Consider the following 22,021-nt stretch of genomic DNA (forward strand, 5'->3'; position numbering starts at 1 on the left):
CGAGATCCTCCGTTTTCTGAAACATAACGACGGACCACTCAAGTGGGGGAGCACTACAGTCTTACCGGGCCGACTCCAGCTTGTTGAGCGCAACAGTTGAGCGCAGGCCAGCCGCGACCGCGTGATGGAGCGAGTGGGCAAAGGACCGCCCGGCCAGCAGCCGGTAGCGATGTCCGCTCTCCAGGCAAATGAGAAAACAGCCGATATGCTCGATAACGGTGCGGACTGCCGTGCCCTTCTTGAGGTCATGAACATCCGCGTTGACCAGACGCTCAAAGACGCTTGAAAGGTCCGCTCCTTCCACATCAAGGCAGACCCAGCCGTCGTTTTGTTCGCTGACAGAAACCTGTTCTCCAAGCTTGTCCTTCAGTTGGCTTGCCAGCAGCTCGTTGCTGTCATGCGATGCACACACCATCCACTGATCGGAGCTCATCCAGAAAGCGGCGAATTCGTCGCCGGTGGTATAGGAACCAGGCCCTGGCGCAGCAAAACCCAAAACCTGGTCCACGGCGGACCTTGCATCGTCCGTGCGCAGTGCAAGTGAGGCCATCGCAAAGCCGGTGTTTTCTTGCAGCCGGAACCGGCCGATTTGCGTCGCTCCAGCCGCTGTGCCGCCGAGGGCGGGGCTTGCTTTCAATTTAAACTCAGCCACGCAGACGCTCCCCTTCCGGATCGATAAAGTGCGGGCTGACGACTTTTGCTTTGAGTATTGCCCCCTGGACCGGGTTGGCGATCTCGATTTCTTCGCCAAACCGTTGATCGCCCTTTAGAAGATATCCAAGTGCTATCGATTTCTCCAAGTGCGGCGAATAGGCCGCAGAGGTGATCCAGCCCTCGTCATTGCTGGCTTGTTGCGGTTTGCCCCTTTCAAACAGATGGCCTCCGGCCGGCAGATCTACATCTGCCTCCACTGCCTCCAGACCGATCAGACGCCAGCCATCTGCATCGCACAGCCCCTCCCGCCGGGACAGGACCGCACCGATGCTGTCTTTCTTGGTCGAGACCATCCGATCCATGCCCAAATGGGCCGCGGACGTCTGCCCGTTCAGCTCGTTGCCCGCCGCATGTCCCTTTTCGATCCTGAGAACACCGAGGGCTTCCGTGCCATAGGGCGTGACATTGAAGTCCTTGCCGGCCGTCATGAGGGCACGCATCAGGTTGTCGCCATACCGGGCCGGAACGGCCAGTTCGTAGGCCAACTCCCCGGAAAAGGATATCCGGAACAGGCGCGCGCGCACTCCGCCGCAAATGGTGATTTCGCCGCACGCCATAAACGGGAACTCCTCGTTCGACAAATCGAATTTCGGGTCCACGAGCTTGCACAGCAGTGCCCGCGAGTTGGGGCCTGCCACCGCATATTGCGCCCAGGCCTCCGTGGTTGAAATCAGCTGAACATCAAGATCCGGGCACAGGCACTGGCGCACAAACTCCATATGCCTGTAAACACTAACCGCGTTGGCAGTCGTGGTAGTAACGACATAATGGTCTTCGGCCAAACGTGCGGCCGTTCCATCATCCATGGCCATGCCGTCCTCGCGCAGCATCAAGCCATACCGGACCTTACCGACCGGCAGTTTGGTAAACCCGTTGCAATAGACCTTGTTGAGGAATTGCGCCGCATCGGCGCCCTGAACATCGACCTTGCCGAGGGTGGTCACGTCGCAAACCCCAACGGACTTGCGAACCGCCAAAACTTCCCGGTCAACGCTTTGCCGCCAATGGGTTTCCCCCTCGCGCGGGAACCACTGCGCCCGCAGCCACATGCCCGCTTCCACGAAGACCGCGCCCTGCTCCTCGGCCCACCGATGGCTGGGCGTATGGCGGACCGGACGGAATTCCTCGCCGCGGGACCGGCCGGCGAAGGCGGCGATGGGCACCGATGTGTATGGCGGACGGAAGATCGTCGTGCCGGTGTCCTGAATGGACTTGCCGGTGAGTTCCGCCATGACGGCCAGTCCGCCCAGATTGGACAGCTTGCCCTGATCGGTCGCCATGCCAAGCGTGGTGTAGCGTTTCAGGTGTTCGACGGACTTGAAGCCTTCCTGATGCGCCAGCCTGACATCCTTGACCGTCACGTCGTTCTGGAAATCGAGCCATGCCCGGCCCTTGCCTTCGCCCGTGTGCCAAACGGCAGAAACGGCCACCGGGCTGTCTTCGGCAACCGGGAGGGGGACCGGGATTGCCTGAAACCCGGCAGCCGCAAGTGCCTTGGCCGCTTTTTCGGCTGCATCGGCAAAGGCACCGTGTGTCGACAGCCGCCCATTGGCGGCGCCGGCAACGCTCATGCCGGACGGCAGTGAAGGTCCGGGAACGAACGCAGCAATGTCGTCCTGCCAGACGGGCCGCCCCCGCTGATGGCTGGTCAGCGACACGGCCGGGTTCCAGCCGCCGGAAACGCCAAGCGCTCCGCAGGAGATCTGCCGCGAGCTGCCGCCGGCCAGACGGACCTGAATTTCCTTCAGCCCCAGACGTCCGCCGGCATCCACGACACTGGCACCGGCCAGAAGTTCATAATCGCCGGTCTTGGGCGCATCCGGCCTGACGTCAACGACCGCTGCCACGTCCACGCCCTTGGCCAGCAGGTCCCGCGCCGTCCGGTGGCCGTCGTCATTGTTGGTGAAGACGGCGATCCTGGTGCTGGCCGCGGCTGCCCAGCGGTTGGCATAGGCCCGCATGGCACCGGCCAGCATGATGCCCGGACGGTCGTTGTTTTCAAAGGCGATCGGCCGTTCCGTCGCACCGGCACACAACACCGCCTGTCTGGAATAAATCCGCCACAGAATCTGGCGCGGCAAATCCGGGTCCGGATTGCCAAGGTGATCGGAGACCCGTTCCAAGGCACCATAAACGCCGTGATCATAGGCGCCGTAGACCGTTGTCCGCGACAGAATGCGCACGTTCCTGCACGCGCGCAGTTCCTCCAGTGCCGCGGCCAGCCACTCAGTGGCCGGTTTGCCATTCAGCTCCATGTTCTCCGACGTCAGGCGGCCGCCCGCTTCGAAATCCTCATCCGCCAGGACGACACGGGTACCGGACCGGGCCCCGGTCAGCGCCGCGGCCAGACCCGCCGGCCCCGCACCAATCACCAGAAGATCGCAATGCAGGAAGCCCTTGTCATAAGTATCAAGATCTGGCTCCATGGACAGGGCGCCGAGGCCCGCGGCCCGCCGGATGACCGGCTCGTAGACCTTTTCCCAAAAGGCCTTGGGCCACATGAAGGTCTTGTAGTAGAAGCCGGCGGTCAAAAAACTGGAAAACGCATCGTTGATGCCCATGGCATCAAAGCTCAGCGACGGCCAGCGGTTCTGGCTGACCGCGCTCAGCCCGTCGAAAAGCTCCGCAACCGTTGCCCGAGTGTTGGGATCACGGTGGGGCCCGGAGCGCACCTCGACCAGTGCGTTCGGCTCTTCCGACCCGGAGGCGACAACCCCGCGCGGGCGGTGATACTTGAAGCTGCGGCCCATCAGCCGGACGTTGTTCGCCAGCAGCGCGGACGCCAGCGTATCACCCTTGAAACCCGAGAAACCCCGGCCATCGAACGTGAAGGTCAAAGGGCTGGACCGGTCGATCAGGCCGCCGGACAGGCGGTTCAACTGGCTCATTTGGTGGTTCCCCCAGCTCTAGCAACATCGCGGGCCAGCTCGGCCTTGAGAATTTCGTGGGTCGTGGTGTCCCGGGTGACCACCAGCCAGGACCGGTCGCCTTGCTCATGGAACCACAGTTCCCGGTGGATGCCTGCCGGGTTGCCCCGCAAGTATTGATAGTCGCAGAATTCTCGGGCCGCGTTATCACATTGCCAGTCCGGCCGGTTCAGCAGGGAGGCGTCGCCCAGATAGACGAACTCTTGGGCGTCTCTCGGACCCAAAATCGGATGCGGAATGATCATTTTTTTTCTCGCCCTCAGTGCAGGTTCGGCTGGGCGCCCGCGCCCCGCTCGTCGATCATCAGCCCCTTTTCGAAACGGTCGAACCGGTAGGCGGTCGCTGTGTCGTGGGGCCTGTCATTTGCAAGAAGGTGGGCAAAGACCATGCCCGATGCCGGTGTTGCCTTGAAGCCGCCGTAACACCAGCCGCCGTTGAAATACAGGCCGTCGACAGGGGTGCGGTCGATGATGGGCGAACCGTCCATGGACATGTCCATGATGCCGCCCCACATACGCAAGAGCCGCGCCCGGCCAATCATCGGCATCAAGGCCATGCCGCCCTCGCACACGTCCTCGACCACCGGCAGATTGCCGCGCTGCGCATAGCTGTTATAGCCGTCGATATCACCGCCGAAGACCAGCCCGCCCTTGTCCGACTGGCTGACATAAAAGTGGCCGGCGCCAAAGGTGATGACCCCCGGCAAGACCGGCTTCAACCCCTCCGAGACGAAGGCTTGCAAGACGTGGCTTTCAATGGGCAGGCGCATGCCCGCATAGGACATTACCTTGCTGGACGATCCGGCAACCGCAACGCCAACCTTTCCGGCTCCGATGTAGCCGCGGGACGTTTCAACGCCGCGCATCTTGCCGTTCTCAATTCTGAAGCCGGTCACTTCGCAGTTCTGGACGATGTCCACGCCATGGCGGTCGGCCGAGCGGGCATAGCCCCAGGCCACCGCATCGTGACGCACGGTCCCGCCGCGCCGGTGCATCAAGGCTCCCTTGATAGGAAAACGCACATGGTCGAAATTCAGGAACGGCGCCTCCCGGCGCACTTCCTCCCGATCCAGGAGTTCGGCATCGGAGCCGTGCAGAATCATCGAATTGCCGCGGCGGCGGAAGGCATCGCGCTGCGCATCGGTGTGGATCAGGTTCATGATTCCGCGCTGGCTAACCATGGCATTGTAGTTGAGATCCTGCTCCAGACCTTCCCACAACCTTAGGGAATGCTCGTAGAATGGCTCGTTGCCCGGAAGCAGATAGTTGGCGCGGATGATCGTGCTGTTCCGACCGACGTTTCCGCGGCCGATCCACCCCTTTTCCAGAACCGCGATGCTGGATTTCCGATACACCTTGGCCAGATAGTGTGCCGTTGCCAGGCCATGTCCGCCGCCGCCCACGATAACAAAGTCATAATGGGGCTGCGGCTCGGGGTCCCGCCAGGCGGCCTTCCACCCCTTGTGCCCCGTCAGAGCCTCCTTGATCAGCCTGAAGCCTGAATATGTCACGATCACCTCGCCAGATTTCGTGACATGAGTTTGCCGGACTACGCAAATCAGTCTTCTCTATTCTTGCCGTATTGTTTTCCAATTACGCCATTGATATTGAGAAGGCATGACCCAAGATCCCGAGTTGAAGGCTGCCAAAGGCAACGACCTACGCAGAATCGGTTTTTTCTTCATCGACGGTTTCGCCATGATGTCGGCGTCCTCCGCTATCGAACCGCTGCGCGCTGCAAATCTATTAAGCGGGAAACAGCTGTACGATGTGAAGTTCTTCTCCAAAGGCGGCGGGCAAGCCATCTCTTCCTGTGGCGCAATGTTCGAGACCGAACCTTTGAAAAACGTCGGTAACCGGATCGACATCCTCTTTGTGGTTGTTGGCGGCAATCCAATGAGCTTTGACGACGAAGAGGTGATCGAACGCCTCAGACGGTTTGGCGTCCATGGAATGCCTCTGGGTGGGATTTCCAGCGGCGCGGTTCTCCTGGCCAAGGCCGGCACACTTCGTAACCGCCGTTTCACGGTACATTGGGAACACTTTGAGGAATTGAGAGCGCTTTCCGGCGACTTTCTGATGGAACGCCGGCTCTTTGTCATGGACCGGGACCGTTACACCTGCGCGGGCGGTGTTGCGCCGCTGGACATGATGCACGCCTTGATCCGCTCGAGCCACGGCGCGGAGTTGGCGGGCGCGGTCAGCGACTGGTTTATACACACCGGCATCCGCGCCGCCGACGCGCCGCAAAAATCCGGTTATGCCGGACACGATAAGCAGCTCCATCCAAAGGTTCTCACGGCCCTTGAACTCATGGAAAACCACCTTGCAGATCCGTTGAGCCTTAGTCAGATCGCAATGCTGTCGGGGATTGGCCCCCGCCAATTGCAACGCCGTTTCGATGAGGACTTCGGCAAGGGTATCATGCAATGTTATATGGACCTCAGGCTTCAGAAAGCCGATGAACTGGTCCGCAAGACCAGATTGCCGCTCATGGAAGTTGCAATGACAACCGGTTTCGTCAACCAGGCCCATTTTGCCAAGTCCTACCGGTCCAAGTTCGCTCTGTCCCCGACAGAAAGGCGCAATAAACAAACCGGATAGGAAACACCTGTGTCCCGGGCCGCTTTACGCCGCTCACGAACTCGTTCGCCTTGCCGAAGTATCCCATAGAACCGTCAGCTCGGCGTAATCGTGCTGTGCACCGGGCACAAGGTTTACCTGCTTTTGTCGGCCGGCTCCTCGGACGATTGGTTTCTGCCGGCAGGCAAAGCACTGGTCCGCAACACCGCATGACCCATCGCCCGTTCACGCTCCTGAGGATTTCAGAAAAATTGAAATTAGAATAAATAGTTTCGAATTGTATGAAGTTAAGGCCTGACCTAAGCTTTTTGCTGTTCTGTTTGCGCCCAAGAGCACAAGAAAGAAATCAGGCGAGACAAGCGGACATCCAAAGGGAGTAAGACATGAACAATACCAAAAAACTCTTGGCTGGCCTTGTGACCGGCTTTGCTCTGACAACTGCAACCGCGGCCCAAGCCGAATGCGGCGATGTCTCGATCACCGAAATGAACTGGGCCTCGTCACAGATCATCACCGAGGTCTCGAAGTTCCTGATGGAACAGGGCTACGGCTGCACGGTCGAGAAGGTGCCCTCCGCAACGACCACCTCGGTGGCATCACTGGCCGAGAACGGCGAACCCGATATCGTCACTGAGCTGTGGCTCAACTCGACCGGCGACGTCTATGCGAAGCTTGAGGCCGATGGCAAGGTCTCCCGGTTGGCCGACGTGTTCGATCCCGGTGGGGTAGAAGGATGGTGGATCCCCAGCTACCTGGCCGAAAAGCATCCCGAGCTGTCTACGATCGAAGGCGTGATGGCCAATCCGGAGCTTGTCGGGGGACGCTTCAACAACTGCCCCGATGGCTGGGGCTGCCGGATCGTCAATGATAACCTGATCAACGCGCTCGGTATGCGTAATAGCATGGAAGTCTTCGACCACGGTTCGGGTGAAACCCTCGCGACCTCGATCGCAGCGGCTTACGAAAACCAAGAACCGTGGTTCGGATATTATTACGGCCCCACCGCGGTGCTCGGCAAATATGCGATGACCAAGGTCGCGATCGGCGCCGTTGATGCCGACATTCACGCCAGCAACCAGAACAAAGACACCGCGAATCCGGGCGTTTCAGATTTCCCGCCGGCGCCGGTCCTTACCGTTGCGACAGCTGCTCTGAACGAGAAAGAGCCAGAGATTGCCGCCCTCATGGGCAAAGTCAGCTTCGAGACAGGGCTCTTGAGCTCGGTTCTCGCATGGCAGGAAGAAAACAGCGCCTCGGCCGAGGAGGCTGCCGTGTACTTCCTAACCAACCATTCGGATGTCTGGTCGCAATGGGTCAACGACGCTGCACGCGAAAAACTTGCGGCTTTTATCAAATAATCTTAGAGCGCCGCCGCTGACGATTTGTGCGGCGGCGCTTCCTACTCCGATTATCTAAATTAGCGGGGCGGGACAGGCCCTTTGTCGTGGGGGTACTTCGTCGTGGCCACATATGATTTCGTTTTTGACGGGCTCGGGTTACGAGACTGGTGCGACGCTGGAAATACTGGCAGTGCAACGATGTCGATGGCGGACCTGCTTGCGCAGAGCGGCGCCCGCGAGGTAAGCTCTATTTGGAACCTTCCGTTCCCCTCGCTCGACGAATTGAACAAGGCTTGTGCGCAGATCGTGCAAACGCGGGATGTGACCAAGGGCGTTGAAAACGGCTTCCTTGCAATGAAGGACGCGTTGCGCTTCGTCCTCGACCCGCTTACGCAACCGCTAAGCTGGATCCTGGAATCAACGCTCTCGCTGTTCGAGGTCACACCATGGTGGATCATGCTGCCGCTCCTAATGGTAGTGGTCTACTTCGCGTCAAAGTCGATGCGGCTGGTGGCCTTCGTCATCGCCTGCCTGGCGTTCCTGGCGTTTATCGATCATTACGATTACGCGATGCAGACCTTGGCGATCATTTTCGTCTGCGCTTTCCTTTGCGTTCTGTTGGGGGTCCCCATCGGCATTGCGATGTCACGCAGCGACAGGCTGCAACGCATGACGATCCCTGTGCTTGACATGCTCCAGACGCTACCGCCATTTGTCTATCTCATCCCGCTGATTTTCTTGTTCTCTGTCACTGAACCGAAGCTTTACGGCATCGCCATCATCCTATACGCGATCGTGCCGGTAATCCGTCTGACCGACCTCGGCATTAGGCTCGTCGACAAAGACGTGATCGAGGCCGCAGACTCCTTCGGAATGACCAGCCGACAGAAGCTGTTCGGCGTGCAGATCCCGCTGGCGCTGCCCAACATTATGGCCGGCGTGAACCAGACCATTATGATGAGCCTCGCCATGGTAGTCATCGCATCGCTGGTTTCGGCGCCAGGGCTGGGCGTGCTCGTGCTTCGCGGTATCCGCAACCTCGAGCTTGGCGTTGGTCTGATCTCGGGCCTTGGCATTGTGCTCCTGGCCATCATTCTCGACCGCGTCACCAAGGCGGCGCTCGACCGCGTGAACGCGGCGCAGAAGCATTGAGGGGCGCGGCGACATGAGCGACAAGATCAAGATTTCGATCCGCAATCTCTACAAGATTTTCGGTGCCAATCCAGAGGACGCGCTGAACCGCGTGTATGGCGGCACCACCAAGTCGGAGCTTTTGGAACAGAATGGCCATGTGCTCGGCCTGAGAGACATCAACGTCGATATGCGCGAAGGCGAGATCACGGTCATCATGGGCTTGTCCGGCTCGGGCAAGTCGACCCTCATCCGCCATCTCAACCGTCTGATCGAACCCACCGCGGGTGAGATCGACATCGATGGCGAGGACGTCTTGGCCTATGGCGAGGAGAAGCTCCGCCAGCTCCGGCGCGAGACCATGTCGATGGTGTTCCAGAAATTCGCGCTCCTGCCGCACCGAACAGTGGTTTACAACGCCGGCACCACACTCCAGGTCCGCGGCGTTCCTAAGCAGGAGTTCGTGGTCGAAGCCCAGAAATGGCTCCAACGGGTTGGTCTCCAGGGGTTCGGCGAACACTATCCACATCAGCTTTCCGGCGGGATGCAGCAGCGTGTCGGCATCGCACGCGCGCTGACTTCCAACTCGCCGATCATGCTGATGGATGAAGCCTTTTCGGCACTCGACCCGCTGATCCGCACCGATATGCAGGACCTTCTGCTCGAGCTTCAGACCGAGCTGCACAAGACAATTGTGTTCATCACCCACGATCTCGACGAGGCGCTGAAGTTGGCCGATCACCTTGTCATTCTGAAGGATGGCTACATTGTTCAGCAAGGCGAACCGCAGCATATCCTGCTGAACCCCAACGACCCTTACATCGAAGACTTCGTCAGCGACATCAACCGCGCCCGTGTGCTCAAGGTGCGCTCGATCATGACGCCGCTCGACGGCAATCCGGTGCCGCCGGGAGCCCACGGGGAAGTCGACTACGACAACACCCTCGAAAGCATGATTGCCCTGTCTGGTGGCGACACATCGCATTCCTATATTGTGATGAAGGACGGCGCAGCGGTAGGAACGCTCGACATGACCGAGCTCGTGCGCGCCTTAGTGCCGCGTGTGGCCTCGGAAGCTGGCGCGAGGAAGTACTGAAGCGCAGGCCTGCTTGACGACGAAAAACAAACCCGGCCGTCTAGTGACTGCCTGGTTTTCGTTTGGTTTGAACTCTCCGCGCCTGCGTTGGTGGCGCCCGCCGATTAGGTTTCGAGGATCGCCGCGATTCTATCGAGTGTGGCCACGTTGACGCCAACCGCGTGTGCGCGGGCCTGCAACCGCTTCGCTGCGCGCCCATCACCGGGCAAGTGCGCGCCTTCTTGATCATGGATCGCGGCAACGAGATCCGTCATACGGGCGGCGAAATCTCCTCCTGAGGTGGCGGCGGGGTCAATCGCGAGGAAGAACTGCCCGGTCTTCGGTGGACCTCCGACGGCGCCGGAGAAGGGCGAGGCATCAATGCCGAGGGTTGCCCCGGTCATCGCAGCAGCCATCATCTCGACCATCAGCGCGACGCCGACCCCCTTGTAACCACCCGACGGCGCCATCGAACCTTTAAGGCCCACATTGGGGTCTGTCGTCGGGTTACCCTCTGCATCGAGGGCCCAATCCACCGGGATCGGTCGGCCCTCGCGAGCGTGTTTCATCACCTCGCTCTTTGCAATGGTACTGGCGCTCTGGTCGATCAACACGGCCGGTTCGCCGTCAGTGCCAGGGGCTGCGATGGAAAATGGATTAGTGCCGACCACAGGTTTCGACCCGCCCGACGGCGCGATCGAAGCCGGAGCGTTGGTGAAGCCGATCCCGAGCAACCCGGCACGGGCGAGGCGCGCGGTGTGGTAGCCAAGTACGCCGCAATTGTAGCTGTTCCGGATCGCAAGCGCTGCAACGCCAAGCTCGCGCGCTCGCGGGATCAAGGCCTCGAAGCCGATGTCGATTGCCGGATGCGCAAACCCGGTCGCGGCATTGGCCGCGATCACCCCGGCTCGTGGCTGAGTGAGTATCGGCACCGCCTTGCCATCGACCTTTCCGCACTGAACGTGTTCGCAATAGATTGGGATATACGCCAAACCATGGCTCGCCACACCGTCGGCCTCGGTCGCCGCGGTCGCAACAGCAAGAGGTCGTGCATTTTCCTCCGAGGTCCCTGCGGCGACAAGCGCACGAAAGGCGAGGTCCTCGATTTCAGTAAGCGTAAGGGTTTGCGTGTCGCTCATGACATCCTCGGTTCAGTCGTTGTCGGAAATGCCTGCGCCGGCACCCGACAGGCGGGAGGCGTCAGTCGCAGGCGCATAAGTTCGATGTGCAAAACGTTCGAGAATGGCGCGGCTATTCTCGTTCGGCCGCGCTCGCTGTGAATGAGATTGCGCTGAAGGAGCTTCGAATCCCTGCTGAAACCCGATCAAAACGGTTGCGACAGTCACCTTTGTCTCGCCCACGACGTGAAATGTTTCACCGTCCGTGGCGATTTGGGCGCCCTCCCATGACAGCACCAGGGATTTCTTGAGATGTCGTGCGAACGATGCTGCAAACGGTGCCAGAAGGATTGGCCGCCTAACGTTTTCGATCCGCAAAGCGTTATTGCTCAAGGCCTCGGCACGATCAGACAGAGCACAGCCGGTCGCAACCGGACAAAGCCAGTCGCCCCCCCGCGAAATCCACGACAAACCAAGCACGGGTGCGCTGGCCGCATAGCCGTTGCCGTCTCTTGCGGTCAGGAGCTCGGCCAGTTCCAGACAACCGTCGATGTCGCGTGCGCACAGCCAACGGGTAGCCATGGCGGCTTCTTCCGCCAGGCCCCAAGAGTAACCGGCTCCACGTGCAGCCTTCTTGGCCAGAGCCTCGACCTCGTTCAAAGACAGCGTCATGGAGCACTTTCCGGGTAAACCCACTGGTCGGCGTTTTCCTCTGAGAGTTCCTCGGGGATAGGGCGCACCAGCAAACATGCATATCCGTACCCACCGGTCCGAGCGCGGATCGAAATGGGTCGCACCAAAGAACGAAAGTTTTGCGCGCAGCATATCGATCGGCAAAACATCCGCGGCGATCGTGTTGTCACGGATCTCACCATACGGTGCGTGTCGGCTGAGCTGTGCGCGACGCACAGTATGCCGATGTTCCGGGTGTTGCAGCAGAAAGTCTGCGACGGTTTGTTCCGTGTCCCAATCTGCCAAAGTGCAATGGGCCGCGGCTGCGTCCCGGGCGGGGGCAAGCGGCTGTTCATAGGGTTCTATTGGCTCCTCGAACCGTTCACCCAATCGTGGCTCAAGCTTCTCCTCAGAAACGTACCAGGCCCGCCCGCAGTTCGCCTGTGCGTCCCAGTCCAGATCGAGCGCCCAACTGAAATTGTCTTCGATCAGGTCACGCAGGTCCGCCACGTGCATGGTTCCATCGATCCGGAACGTCTCATCTCGGTCGTCGGCCATGCAATCTGCCAACCCGTCAACAAGTGCTGCGTGGGGCTCAAGAATTAGCGAGGCGAGCAATTCCTCACCTTCTTCGCTCAACGTGCGTTCCGCCCAGTCCATTAGACGGTTCCAGGGGTAGGGCTGATTGAAGTCGCAATCCGCGATCTCAGCGTTCAGCACTGTCAAGTCCCGGTACAGCCGGCTCAGCTTTTCGATCTGTATTTCGTGCTTGGAGCGCCAATTCCGTAGAGACATCTCCGCCCGTTTGAGGATGGTCCGGAAATCACGAACTTCTTCTTCACGTGCCCGCTTCACTGCGCGTACCCGGGCAATTGCCTCCTCGCGGACCATAATCCAGTTGTTGAACAGCACAGGGTGGTTCACGATATAGGGTGCCATTCCGAGCCCGGTGGAATTGCCAATCCCCAACTGGCGGGCAATTGATGGATCGAGCGTGACGGACTTTACCCCCCCCTTCGCATGCGCCATGTGCTGCACGAGATCACGTACGAATGTCCGTGTGAGATAAACTGACAGCATCTCGGCCTGGAAGGGCACATGCATTTCTGGCCGTGCTGCAATCTTTGCACGATCCGCTGCGCCGAATTTTCCTGAGCCATAGACGGCGGTGGTGCGCATCAGGTATCCGACATCGGCTATTCTCTCGGCTTCAGGCTGGCGCCCTGCGGCAAGCGCGTCGACGACATGTTCCCAGAGCCGGACAGAGCGGTTTGCCCGCGAGAGCGAAAGTTCGGTTTCGCTGACGCGGCCCGCCTCCTGAAGCGGAACGTTCGCCGCCAGACGGTCAAGGTCAGAGTCGGTTGGAACCCCATCAAACAAGGTGAAGGTCGCGTCCCATGCCTCTGCAATGACACGGTCCGACCGCTTCTCGGCCGGCAGATCGTGTGCAAATGCGACAAGCGAATAGGTGCGCTCTGGCCCCGTCGCAGAATAGACCGCGCGTCCCACACCATTTTCGTCGATATCAAAGACTGTGCGCGAAAATGACCAGCGGTCACGGGCTATTTGTCTCGTAAGAATGCGCATGAAACTCAAGCGGCACTGGTGCAGCGACCCAAGTCGTTTCAAGCGCATGACACGCGCTGGGTCACGCCGTGCGATGGTCAGGGCCTCGGTCAAGCGCCGTCCTCCGGCCCGAAATTCTCGCGGAAGAAACGATACCAGTTTCCGCCCATGATTCCGGCGACTTCGTCCGCATTCAGGCCGGTCGCGCGAAGTCCCTCTTCGATGTTACCGAAGTCGCGGTTGTCCCGGAACCAGCTGGGCATGGGAGGAAACCCGGCATTACTGGGCGATCCTTCACCGTAATCCGTTGTCTTGGTCCAGCGCCCCATGCGCATCCACTCGACCACGCTGTCGGGCTGATCCTGGCAAAGATCGCTGCCGATCCCGAGGTGCTCTGCACCGTAGCGCTCGGCGCTACGCGCTACCATTTCGCAGAAACTTTCCATCGTGCAGGCCGTACTGTTCTTCAGGTGATGTGGATAAAGCGAAAACCCGAGCATTCCACCGTTCTCCGTGACCGCGCTGATCACCTTGTCGCGCTTGTTTCGCAGCGCGGGGTGCCAGTCGTGCGGGTTGGCATGTGTGATGGCAATCGGGCGAGTAGAGTGCTCAGCAGCCTCGATGGTCGAACGATCCCCGGAATGGCTCATGTCCACCACTAGGCCAACCCGGTTCATCTCCGCGATCACCTCACGGCCCATCCGTGTCAGGCCCGCATCGTAGTCCTCGTAACACCCGGTCGCCAGCAGCGATTGGTTGTTGTAGGTTAGCTGCATGAAGCGAGCACCGAGGCTGTGGAGGATCTCGACCAGGCCGATGTCATCTTCCATCGGCGACGGGTTCTGGAAGCCGAAGAAGATGGCAGTGCGCCCGCTCTCGCGGGCGCGGTCGATGTCAGAGGCCCATTGAGCCTTAACAATTAGGTCAGGGTATTGCTCGAACCACCGGTTCCACTGTTCGAAGTTTAGCACCGTCTCGCGGAAGGTCTCGTGATAGGCGATGGTGGCGTGCACCGCATTCACGCCGCCTGCGTGCATCTGCCGGAAGATCTTCTCCGACCAATTCGCATATTGCAGCCCATCGATCCGCATCAGCGTGGCACCCCAGCACTGATGTAAGTGGTTTTAACGGTGGTATAGAACTCGGCTGCCGCCTTACCCTGTTCACGCGGCCCGTAGGAGCTGTCACCGCGCCCGCCGAACGGAACATGGTAATCCGTGCCCGCGGTCGGAAGATTTACCGTGACGACACCCGTCCGGGCATTTCGCCGGAAGTGCGTTGCCCGGGCCAAATCACGCGTGACGATGCCGGAAGTGAGGCCGAAATTGGTATCGTTCACGGTCGCCAATGCTTCGTCATAGCTGCCAACCCTGATGACGCTGGTCAACGGCGCAAACATCTCCTCCCGATTGATGCGCATATCATTCGTCGTGTTCAGGAAGACGCCCGGGGACATGTAATAGCCTTTGTGCGGCCGTTCGAGCCGGGATCCGCCGCAGGCAAGCTCCGCCCCTTCGGACCTGCCAATTTCGACGTAGGCCAGATTTTCCTGAAGCTGATCGTCACTAACCACCGGCCCCATCTGTGTCCCGTCTTCGAGTGCGTGACCCACTTTCATCGCCTTAGCGCCCGCAATCAGCTGGTCTACGAACGCATCGTGTATCGCGTCATGTACGATCAGACGGGAAGAGGCGGTGCATTTCTGACCCGAGCCTCCGAATGCACCACCAAGCGCGAGGGTGACGGCAAGATCAAGATCGGCGTCCTCCATAACCGCGAGCGCGTTCTTTGACCCCATCTCCATCTGTACCTTTGTCAGGTTCTGGATGGCCGACGCAGCAATATTTTTGCCGACCGGTACGGAACCGGTGAACGAAATAGCATCCACAACCGGGCTTTCGACGAGTTTTTGACCGACGGTCCGGCCCGATCCCATGACAAGGGAGAAGAGCCCCTTTGGAATATCCTGTTTTGCAATGATTTCGGTCAGGGCGACAGCGGATGCCGGGGTGACATTTGCTGGTTTCCAGACCACGGCATTGCCGTAACACAGAGCCGGAGCGATCTTCCACGATGCCGTGGCGGTTGGGAAATTCCAAGGCGAAATGACCGCTACAACTCCGACAGGCTCCCGACGGACGTCGATTTCCACACCGGCACGGACGCTGTCGGCATTTTCGCCGATCTGCCGCAGGCATTCCGCTGCGTAGTAGGTGAAGAATTGCCCGGCGCGATAGACTTCGCCCTTGCCTTCGGCCAGCGGCTTGCCTTCCTCGCGGCTGAGCAGTGTGCCAAGCTCTTCGGCCCGCGCCATCAGCTCGTTGCCGATGTTCATTAACACCGCCTGCTTGCGCTCCAGGCCATAAGCGGCCCATTCGCGCTGCGCCTGTTGGGCTTGTGCAAGCGCAGCTTCCAGATCGCCTTGGCTTGCCTGGGTGACAATGCCGACCAGATCGCTCAAATCAGATGGGTTGCGGTTCTCGATCTCGCTCTCGCCCGCGACCCACGCACCGGCGATGAAATTCAATTTGGTTTGCGTCATTCCCCAACCTCGGACTGGTTTTCTCCGCAGAATGGATTGCCATATCGTCATCAGTCAAACTAAAATTATTGAACATAATTTCAGAGAGACTGAAGCATGACAATCAAGATCGAAATGCTGCGATGTTTCACCACGGTCGCCGAGATCGGCAATCTCGCTGAAGCCGCCACCCGACTCGGCCGCACCCAGTCCGCAATCTCGATGACGCTTAAACAGCTCGAGGAAAATCTCGGTGACAGGTTGTTCGAAAGCGACCGGAAAAATCGCCTGACCACGCTCGGTGAGCAGGTTTTCGAGCTTGCGCGTTCCCAGCTGAAACAATTCGATTACACGCTTGAAGCTATCGAGACCTGCGCGAGATCGCCGGAGGGACTGCTGCGGATCGCTTCGATCCCGTCGGTTGCTGCCCAGGTCTTTCCCGCTGCGATCGCGGTACTGACCGGCCGCCACGACAACCTCAGCATCGAATTGCGTGACACCAATACGCAACAGGTGATCGATGCACTGGTTCGCGGCCAGGCGGACGTTGGGATAGTTTCCGGCCAGCACCGGATCAACGGGATTAGCGAGTTCCGCCTGTTTGCTGACCGCTTCGGGTTGCTCTGCGCCGCAGATCACCCGCTCGCCCGGCAGAAAGCAACACCAACCTTCTCGGAGGTGATCTCCGGCGCTTTCATCCGCAACGACCTGATCAGTATGATCGAAACTCCGGCCTTCCGTGAGGGTATTAAAGGATCGCGCGTTTCGGTCCAGAACACGATGTCTCTCATCGCCATGGTCCGCACCGGCCATTGGGTAACGATCTTGCCACAATCCGTCACACAGTTCATGAGTCCCGACCTCGCCTTTCGGGAATTGGCAGATCTGCCCGACAGGCGTCAGGTCTCGCTGCTCATGACTGAAAAGGCGGTATTTCCCCAATTCGCCGAGGAGTTGAGGGATTTCCTGCGCGATTTCGATTGGAACGGTCAATCAGCTGCGGAGATCGGGGACCGGATTTGATCTTTGACTGACAACAACAACCAGTTGGGTGCTTCCAGCGGCGTCTTTACTCATCTATTGGTTCCACGCTAGGGGCGTTCCTGTTCGTGCGGTTCACACCCGGCGGCTCAGAAACAGAAACCAGATTTGGGAGGTGTTCTGAAACGCTGCTTGGCTCGCAATGGAGATCGATTGGCGCAGCATAAATCACGGAAACCGCATCGCAGTCCAACCACGCAACGCCGTGGCGCAGATCGGATTCGTGCGGGGTTTTTTGGCCCTACCGATTATGCAGATCACCAGCCAACAATCATTGTTGTCAAAAAATATGCCGGAATCTCTTGGCACTCATTCGGCCAATCCGAAAGGTTAATTGCTCCTGTTTCTCCTGTCATAGGCAAGTTTGGACGTTTTACCGCGGAATGGCATTCGAATAGATGCTCTTCATGGCGCTATCGTAAATTCCCGGTCACACAGGCTGAGAATGTACGGGACATTTTGTCGTCAATTGAACCAAGGCATGCTGCTCGGCTAAAAGACGGTTTTGATTTCTGCGAGTTTTACGTGACAATTGCATGCTTCGGGGAAATCGAACCGCACACCCGCGAGTTGTTTTAAAAATATGGTCGCTAACCGCAGATAAATCTCGCGGCATCTGCATCAAGATGCTTTGTCCGCTTAGCGGACCTTCGTTCATACCGCACCGAACGTCCGCTTCCCCGCCCGAAGCCGACGTTTGTGCCGATCGCAATGACTGTCTCAAACGAGCCCCTTCCGTGAATTTGAAATTCTCGCTGCACGCGCATACGGCACGAATTTTGCCGTGAACGCGAAAAAATCATGCCGCGCCGCGATGTGAAAAGGCGCCGTTCATCATGGCGCAGCAGGCCGAGAGGGATACCCTACAGGAAAGGGTCCGAGAGAGGCTCCGTTTGGGGAATGCTCTATGCGCTCCCCCAGCGAAGGGAACGCTTTTGCTTTGAAAGCCGATCGAAAACCGCTCGGAACTCCGATTACTCAGGTTCAAAGTCACCCGGCTTCCAGCTTTTGTCGAACCAAGCTTCCAGTGGACCGTAGAGACGCAGCAACACATGGTAGCTCTGCTCCGGGTTTGTCTGAACCCAGTTGCCATCCTTCCCGTCCGGAGCCGTCGGTCCGAACCAGATCGTATAGCTGCCATCGTCGTTGACAGAAAGGTCCGGGCTCTTGGAGTCCACGCCACCGGATTTCTGGTCGGTCTCCAGGATCGATCGGGTTTGCCCGCTATAGACCATGAATGACCAGAAGTTCGCGGCCGGCACCGGGCCGGGCAAGGTTACGGAGTAGGTTCTTCCGCCATCGAGATAGGCGCCATCGATGTCTTTCGCGGTTGAGGCATAAACCGACCCCTGGCCGACCGGCGGCGCGGCCATCGCGGGTGTGATACCGGTCGCGAAATAGAAGAAGTAGGTACGATCATCGAGAATTCGGGCACCATCCTCGATGAACTGATAGCTCTGGCGCTGGAACGGCAGGTTCCACTGACGATCCTCGTAGAAGAACACGCCAGGGTCTCGCGAACTGAAAGTCATGGCGCGCGCTGTTGCGTTTCCGATGGCCGCCGCTTCTTCAAGAATGGCCTTCAACCGGGCGTCCGGCTCGAAAGGCTGGCCTTTCTTTATGCCGATGGAACGGAAAACCCCGAGGATCTCGGGTGCGAAGGCATCCGCCGGATTGTTCTCCAGGGCCGTGTGGATTTCTTCGAAGAAGGTGAAGTTGTTCGCGTGTACCGTGTTGTATTTCAGGCCGGAGACGTTGATGAATGTTTCTTCGGGCGGCGCATCGGCTTCGCTCAACGAGTAGATATTGAGCCCCGCCTTCACCTCCGCCACGACCGCATCCGTGCTGCCGTCCTCCGCTGGCGTACCCCGCAAGAGCAGCCAGTGTTCATGCGCCTTGGTCCGCAGCTCGAAATAGCCTTCGGGAACGGTTGTTTCGTCGTCCTTGTGAAGCAGAAGATACTTGCCACCCTTGCCCTCATCCGCTCCGAGGGCACCGATGTCGGCCACGTAATCAAAGCCGGCGTCATCCACGAAACCAAGCATTCCCGCCGGCACTTCGATCACCTGAGGCCCCTTCGAAATATCAACATTCGAGGCGATATAGATCGTCGTCGTGTTGGGGGTCAGCCAGATCGATCGGGCATCCATGAGCTCTTCCGTCATCACGACATCCCCGGGTGCAGCCCCGACGTCCTCATAGCCCTGAAACATCGCCCGCAAGGACGCGATCTGAATGCCATCGAGGAAGGCCGTCACACCGCGTATCAGATCGATGTTGTTGTAGACCTTTGAAACCGTGTCCGCCGAGGGCATGCCGTCGAAAAACTCGAGATCCCCAAGCGACCTGGTATTCACGACATCGGGCGTCTTGATGCCGTCGGGAACATCTGCCGCGAAATCACGGGTCTCGGCATGGAGTGCGCTTGTCGACAGGAGTGCAGCCGCCAGTGTGGTATAAACCGTCTTTTTCATTCCAATCTTCCTATCATTCAGCTTTTTCGACGTTGGGGAGCTTCCAGCCGCTTTCCATCCAGCCCTCCGAGGGGCCGTAAAGACGGAACAGAAGGAAGAAATCCTCTCCTGTCGGGATCCAGTTGCTCTCCAGTCCTTCGGGCGCCTCGGGCGCAAAGTACACGTCGGCCGAGCCGTCCTCGTTGACCTGCATGTTGGGAAGGTTGGGCGTGGCGAGCCCCACCCGGTCCACGCCCTCGACGAAGCCCTTGGTTTTCATGCTGTAGACGATCACCGACCAGAAATCCTCGGCGGGCGTATCGGCGGGAACCGTGAGCTTGTAGGTATCCTCGCCGTTGAGCATGTTGCCATCTGCGTCGGTCAGACCCGTGAGGTAGAACGTGCCGCCGCCGAGTTTCTTGGGAAGGTAGGTGATCCAGAAATAGGACCCACCGGCCCGATCATCCACGAGAACCATCTCGTCGGTCGCATAGGGGAAGCCTGCCTCGGGCTGCCCTTCCGCGAAATCCCAGACACCCCATGTCCGGTCCTCCCAGAGCGGCACGACGGAGTTGCTGATGAAATGCTCCTGCATCGTGTCATAGGCGCATTGCAGCCCCTCGAGCATCGCGGCCTGGGTGTCCTCGTCCGGCTCGAAGGCTTCGCCGCGGACCATGCCGAGGGAGGCCAGCATGCCCATCATCGCGTTGTCCTGCGCCAGGACGGGCTCGCGCTGAACAACCGTGTTGAGGTCGTTGTAGAAGGTCATGTCATAGACTGGCAGCGTGTTGACCGGGTTTGCCTTGATGTCGATGAAACCCGCGGTCGGCGGTGTTTCGGCATCTGCAAGGGGGTACCAGTTCAGCGTCTGGGCGTAGGCGGCCTGATCGGCATGCGTGCCACCATTCTTTGCGACGGGGCGGAAGACAAAATGAACACCGTAGGTGTTCGACTGATGCACGAGGAAGTCGCCCTCCGGAGCCTTGCCCTCGAAATCCGGCGGCAGGATCAGGTAACGTCCGCCCGCGCCGGCATCCTCGCCGGACGTGCCGACATCCGCGATGGGAACTTGCCAGGCATTGACAATGGTGCCGAAGAACGCGACCTTGTCGCCCGCCGGCGGGACGTCGATCACGATCGGGCCGTCCTTGGTGCTGAGAGCGCCGAACGTATAGGGCGTGACGTCATTCGCCGTCAGGAAGCCGTGGCGGCTGTCCATCGGCTCCGACATGAACCCCAGAGTACCGAACTCGGCCCCGGCATCGCGTTGCATGGCCAGCTCGATGTCATAGACACCGACTGCCGGCATACCCCAGATGGCTGCCTCGCAGGCACGGCGGACGACGAGGTCGCGCTGCACCTCGGATATCTCGGCCTGCGCCGACGTGCCGGCCAACACGATGGCAAGCGTTGAGAAAGCGCGTTTCATTGCATGTGGCATTGTCTGTCCATGTACTGTTCTGTGAGGGGGCGCGAGCGACATGGTACGCGAAACCGACGCAGGCCGACTATTCATTTCACGACAAAAGGCGAGGTCAGGACCTTAGGCAAGGTCACGTTCATACGACGCGTGGAAATGTCCGAAAATCCATCGGCGAGATCCCTTGCGACTTGCGGAAGGCCCGGCTGAAATTCGCCGGGCTGGAATAACCCAACGACGTGGCAATCTCGGTTATGGGGGAATTGGTCTCTCGCAACAGCTCGCTGGCGCGGGCGAGTCGTGTTTGCAGGACAATGTCGCGGAACGCGAGGTTTTGCGAGTCGAGATGCCGTTGCAGCGTGCGCACGCCGAGCCCGAGCTGCGCGCCAGCCCGATCGATACTCACCTGTCCGTCAAGCAACTGCATGCGGACAAGCTCCCGTATCTCTTCGTCAAAGCTGGTAGGCGCTGCGGGGCGCGCCTGTCGCCGCAAATCGGACAGGGTAACCGTTTGCGACCGCGGGCGCTCCGGGTTGACGACAAGGTCCATGTCTCGTCCGATGACAATTGTCCAACGCGGGGCATCGAAAATCACGGGGCATTGGAACAGGTCTTCGAAAAGCGCGGCGTGACGTGGTTTCGGGAAATCGAATTCGATCCGAAGCGGCGCCCAGCCCGGCGCGAGAAACGGCGCCACGATTGTCTGGACATACCGAACCGCCGCTATGGCGTAATGCGCATAGCCGATCATTCCTGACGACGGAATGTCATAGTGGAAATGAAGCTCGTTATCCACCGCGATCAGCTCCATGGAGTCATCCGCGCCGTGGAAAGGCAAGGCGCGCACGAGCCTTTGCAGCCGCTCCGCAATGCTTCCTCCTTGCAGGACAAAGGCACCGAACGCACCCCAGGTCGCGATGTGCAGGTTCGGTGCCATGCTCAAACCGAACGCAGGGTCGCCAGCCGACCGGGCGCCCAGTTCCAAGATGAGCGAAAATGCCCGATGGGGAATGAAATATCCCCTTCTGCCGATGACGGCTTCCGGCACATCGGCGGCGTAAAAAGCTCGAGATACGGCACCCGCCCCGGCTGACGCTTCAATGAACTCCGGTATCCCCGCAAGCGCGGTTGTAGATACAAGCGAATGACCGATCTTTGTTCCCCTTCGGTTATCTCGCCCCTCAGGCGATAAGGTAGAGCCGCGGTCAGTATCCATCAACTGATTGGAAAGACGAAATCCCGACGAAGGGCAATTCTATTTTGACGGATGCTCGTTCGTCATGCACGCAGCGAAGGGGCAGTTTGGGATTTGTCTAATTCCACTCCGTTGAACGTCCGCAAACGGAAAGTACGCGGCGCTGCTGCAAATTTGATGCCGCACATGCGAAGCGATGCAGCATCAGCGAAGGTGAAAAATCCAAGGTCGGAAAAGTCCGCAGAGAGGAAATTCGTTCTCGCCGC

The 22,021-nt window shown here is 59.3% G+C and carries 18 protein-coding genes; 6 read left to right on the forward strand and 12 right to left on the reverse strand.

Annotated elements, in window-relative coordinates:
- Positions 1–61 precede the first annotated feature (61 nt).
- Genes E1180_RS02235 through E1180_RS02250 form a run of 4 tightly spaced genes read right to left on the reverse strand, consistent with a single transcriptional unit; the run spans position 62 to position 5,151 of the window.
- On the reverse strand, positions 62–652 hold the full coding sequence (locus E1180_RS02235; RefSeq protein ID WP_155189459.1) for a sarcosine oxidase subunit gamma: 591 nt from the start codon (positions 650–652) through the stop codon (positions 62–64).
- Positions 645–3,602, reverse strand: a complete 2,958-nt coding sequence (locus tag E1180_RS02240) for a sarcosine oxidase subunit alpha family protein (protein WP_155189460.1) — start codon at positions 3,600–3,602, stop codon at positions 645–647. The genes E1180_RS02235 and E1180_RS02240 overlap by 8 nt, the downstream gene beginning before the upstream one ends.
- Positions 3,599–3,886: a sarcosine oxidase subunit delta gene (locus tag E1180_RS02245; protein WP_155189461.1), complete on the reverse strand. Its 288-nt coding sequence runs from the start codon at positions 3,884–3,886 to the stop codon at positions 3,599–3,601. Before E1180_RS02245 ends, E1180_RS02240 begins: the two co-directional genes overlap by 4 nt.
- A gap of 14 nt (positions 3,887–3,900) precedes the next feature.
- Entirely contained in the window at positions 3,901–5,151 is a 1,251-nt protein-coding gene (locus E1180_RS02250) for a sarcosine oxidase subunit beta family protein (protein WP_341873539.1), read from the reverse strand.
- Between the two features lie 106 nt (positions 5,152–5,257).
- Here E1180_RS02250 and E1180_RS02255 point away from each other — a divergent pair, with 106 nt between their 5' ends.
- The 4 genes from E1180_RS02255 to E1180_RS02270 all read left to right on the forward strand — a co-directional run bounded on the left by E1180_RS02255 (position 5,258) and on the right by E1180_RS02270 (position 9,790).
- Positions 5,258–6,244, forward strand: a complete 987-nt coding sequence (locus E1180_RS02255) for a GlxA family transcriptional regulator (protein WP_155189463.1) — start codon at positions 5,258–5,260, stop codon at positions 6,242–6,244.
- Between the two features lie 362 nt (positions 6,245–6,606).
- Positions 6,607–7,581, forward strand: coding sequence for an ABC transporter substrate-binding protein (locus tag E1180_RS02260; protein ID WP_155189464.1), 975 nt, complete (start codon positions 6,607–6,609; stop codon positions 7,579–7,581).
- A gap of 180 nt (positions 7,582–7,761) precedes the next feature.
- On the forward strand, positions 7,762–8,715 hold the full coding sequence (locus E1180_RS02265; protein ID WP_244313938.1) for an ABC transporter permease: 954 nt from the start codon (positions 7,762–7,764) through the stop codon (positions 8,713–8,715).
- Positions 8,716–8,728: 13 nt separating this feature from the next.
- On the forward strand, positions 8,729–9,790 hold the full coding sequence (locus E1180_RS02270; protein WP_155189466.1) for a quaternary amine ABC transporter ATP-binding protein: 1,062 nt from the start codon (positions 8,729–8,731) through the stop codon (positions 9,788–9,790).
- A gap of 104 nt (positions 9,791–9,894) precedes the next feature.
- Here E1180_RS02270 and E1180_RS02275 read toward each other — a convergent pair whose 3' ends face one another.
- Genes E1180_RS02275 through E1180_RS02295 form a run of 4 tightly spaced genes read right to left on the reverse strand, consistent with a single transcriptional unit; the run spans position 9,895 to position 15,667 of the window.
- Entirely contained in the window at positions 9,895–10,908 is a 1,014-nt protein-coding gene (locus E1180_RS02275; protein WP_155189467.1) for an Ldh family oxidoreductase, read from the reverse strand.
- A 12-nt stretch (positions 10,909–10,920) separates the two neighbouring features.
- Positions 10,921–13,239 carry a DUF3726 domain-containing protein gene (locus tag E1180_RS02285; protein WP_208996857.1) on the reverse strand — a complete coding sequence of 773 codons (2,319 nt, stop codon included), beginning with the start codon at positions 13,237–13,239 and terminating at the stop codon, positions 10,921–10,923.
- A complete protein-coding gene (locus E1180_RS02290) occupies positions 13,236–14,216 on the reverse strand; it encodes a membrane dipeptidase (RefSeq protein ID WP_155189469.1) in 981 nt (326 codons plus the stop codon). The genes E1180_RS02285 and E1180_RS02290 overlap by 4 nt, the downstream gene beginning before the upstream one ends.
- The gene (locus E1180_RS02295; protein ID WP_155189470.1) at positions 14,216–15,667 is read right to left on the reverse strand and encodes an aldehyde dehydrogenase family protein; all 1,452 of its coding nucleotides are present in this window, start codon (positions 15,665–15,667) and stop codon (positions 14,216–14,218) included. Before E1180_RS02295 ends, E1180_RS02290 begins: the two co-directional genes overlap by 1 nt.
- A gap of 96 nt (positions 15,668–15,763) precedes the next feature.
- Between E1180_RS02295 and E1180_RS02300 the strand changes: the two genes are divergently transcribed.
- Complete coding sequence (locus E1180_RS02300) at positions 15,764–16,669, forward strand: LysR family transcriptional regulator (RefSeq protein WP_155189471.1); 906 nt, start codon at positions 15,764–15,766, stop codon at positions 16,667–16,669.
- A gap of 171 nt (positions 16,670–16,840) precedes the next feature.
- Positions 16,841–17,266: a hypothetical protein gene (locus E1180_RS02305; protein ID WP_155189472.1), complete on the forward strand. Its 426-nt coding sequence runs from the start codon at positions 16,841–16,843 to the stop codon at positions 17,264–17,266.
- 395 nt (positions 17,267–17,661) lie between these two features.
- On the opposite strand, the gene E1180_RS02310 is transcribed toward E1180_RS02305, so the two are convergent.
- The 4 genes from E1180_RS02310 to E1180_RS22145 form a co-directional block, all read right to left on the reverse strand.
- Positions 17,662–19,161 (reverse strand): DUF1254 domain-containing protein, encoded by a 1,500-nt coding sequence (locus E1180_RS02310; protein WP_155189473.1) that lies wholly within the window; start codon positions 19,159–19,161, stop codon positions 17,662–17,664.
- Positions 19,162–19,174: 13 nt separating this feature from the next.
- Entirely contained in the window at positions 19,175–20,569 is a 1,395-nt protein-coding gene (locus tag E1180_RS02315; protein ID WP_196220506.1) for a DUF1214 domain-containing protein, read from the reverse strand.
- Between the two features lie 130 nt (positions 20,570–20,699).
- Complete coding sequence (locus E1180_RS02320) at positions 20,700–21,776, reverse strand: AraC family transcriptional regulator (RefSeq protein WP_155189475.1); 1,077 nt, start codon at positions 21,774–21,776, stop codon at positions 20,700–20,702.
- Between the two features lie 62 nt (positions 21,777–21,838).
- The coding region (locus E1180_RS22145; protein WP_208996858.1) for a hypothetical protein at positions 21,839–22,021 on the reverse strand (183 nt) is incomplete at its 5' end.

It is taken from the genome of Roseibium denhamense, assembly GCF_009711415.1.
Classification (GTDB): Bacteria; Pseudomonadota; Alphaproteobacteria; order Rhizobiales; family Stappiaceae; genus Roseibium; species Roseibium denhamense.

Excerpts from the sequence above, each read along its gene's own strand:
- E1180_RS02270 (WP_155189466.1), top strand. The coding sequence starts at position 8,729 with ATGAGCGACAAGATCAAGATTTCGATCCGCAATCTCTACAAGATTTTC.
- E1180_RS02260 (WP_155189464.1), top strand. The coding sequence starts at position 6,607 with ATGAACAATACCAAAAAACTCTTGGCTGGCCTTGTGACCGGCTTTGCT.
- E1180_RS02245 (WP_155189461.1), bottom strand. The coding sequence starts at position 3,886 with ATGATCATTCCGCATCCGATTTTGGGTCCGAGAGACGCCCAAGAGTTC.
- E1180_RS02240 (WP_155189460.1), bottom strand. The coding sequence starts at position 3,602 with ATGAGCCAGTTGAACCGCCTGTCCGGCGGCCTGATCGACCGGTCCAGC.
- E1180_RS02265 (WP_244313938.1), top strand. The coding sequence starts at position 7,762 with ATGTCGATGGCGGACCTGCTTGCGCAGAGCGGCGCCCGCGAGGTAAGC.
- E1180_RS02290 (WP_155189469.1), bottom strand. The coding sequence starts at position 14,216 with ATGCGGATCGATGGGCTGCAATATGCGAATTGGTCGGAGAAGATCTTC.
- E1180_RS02320 (WP_155189475.1), bottom strand. The coding sequence starts at position 21,776 with ATGGATACTGACCGCGGCTCTACCTTATCGCCTGAGGGGCGAGATAAC.
- E1180_RS02310 (WP_155189473.1), bottom strand. The coding sequence starts at position 19,161 with ATGAAAAAGACGGTTTATACCACACTGGCGGCTGCACTCCTGTCGACA.
- E1180_RS02300 (WP_155189471.1), top strand. The coding sequence starts at position 15,764 with ATGACAATCAAGATCGAAATGCTGCGATGTTTCACCACGGTCGCCGAG.
- E1180_RS02315 (WP_196220506.1), bottom strand. The coding sequence starts at position 20,569 with ATGAAACGCGCTTTCTCAACGCTTGCCATCGTGTTGGCCGGCACGTCG.
- E1180_RS02275 (WP_155189467.1), bottom strand. The coding sequence starts at position 10,908 with ATGAGCGACACGCAAACCCTTACGCTTACTGAAATCGAGGACCTCGCC.
- E1180_RS02255 (WP_155189463.1), top strand. The coding sequence starts at position 5,258 with ATGACCCAAGATCCCGAGTTGAAGGCTGCCAAAGGCAACGACCTACGC.
- E1180_RS02295 (WP_155189470.1), bottom strand. The coding sequence starts at position 15,667 with ATGACGCAAACCAAATTGAATTTCATCGCCGGTGCGTGGGTCGCGGGC.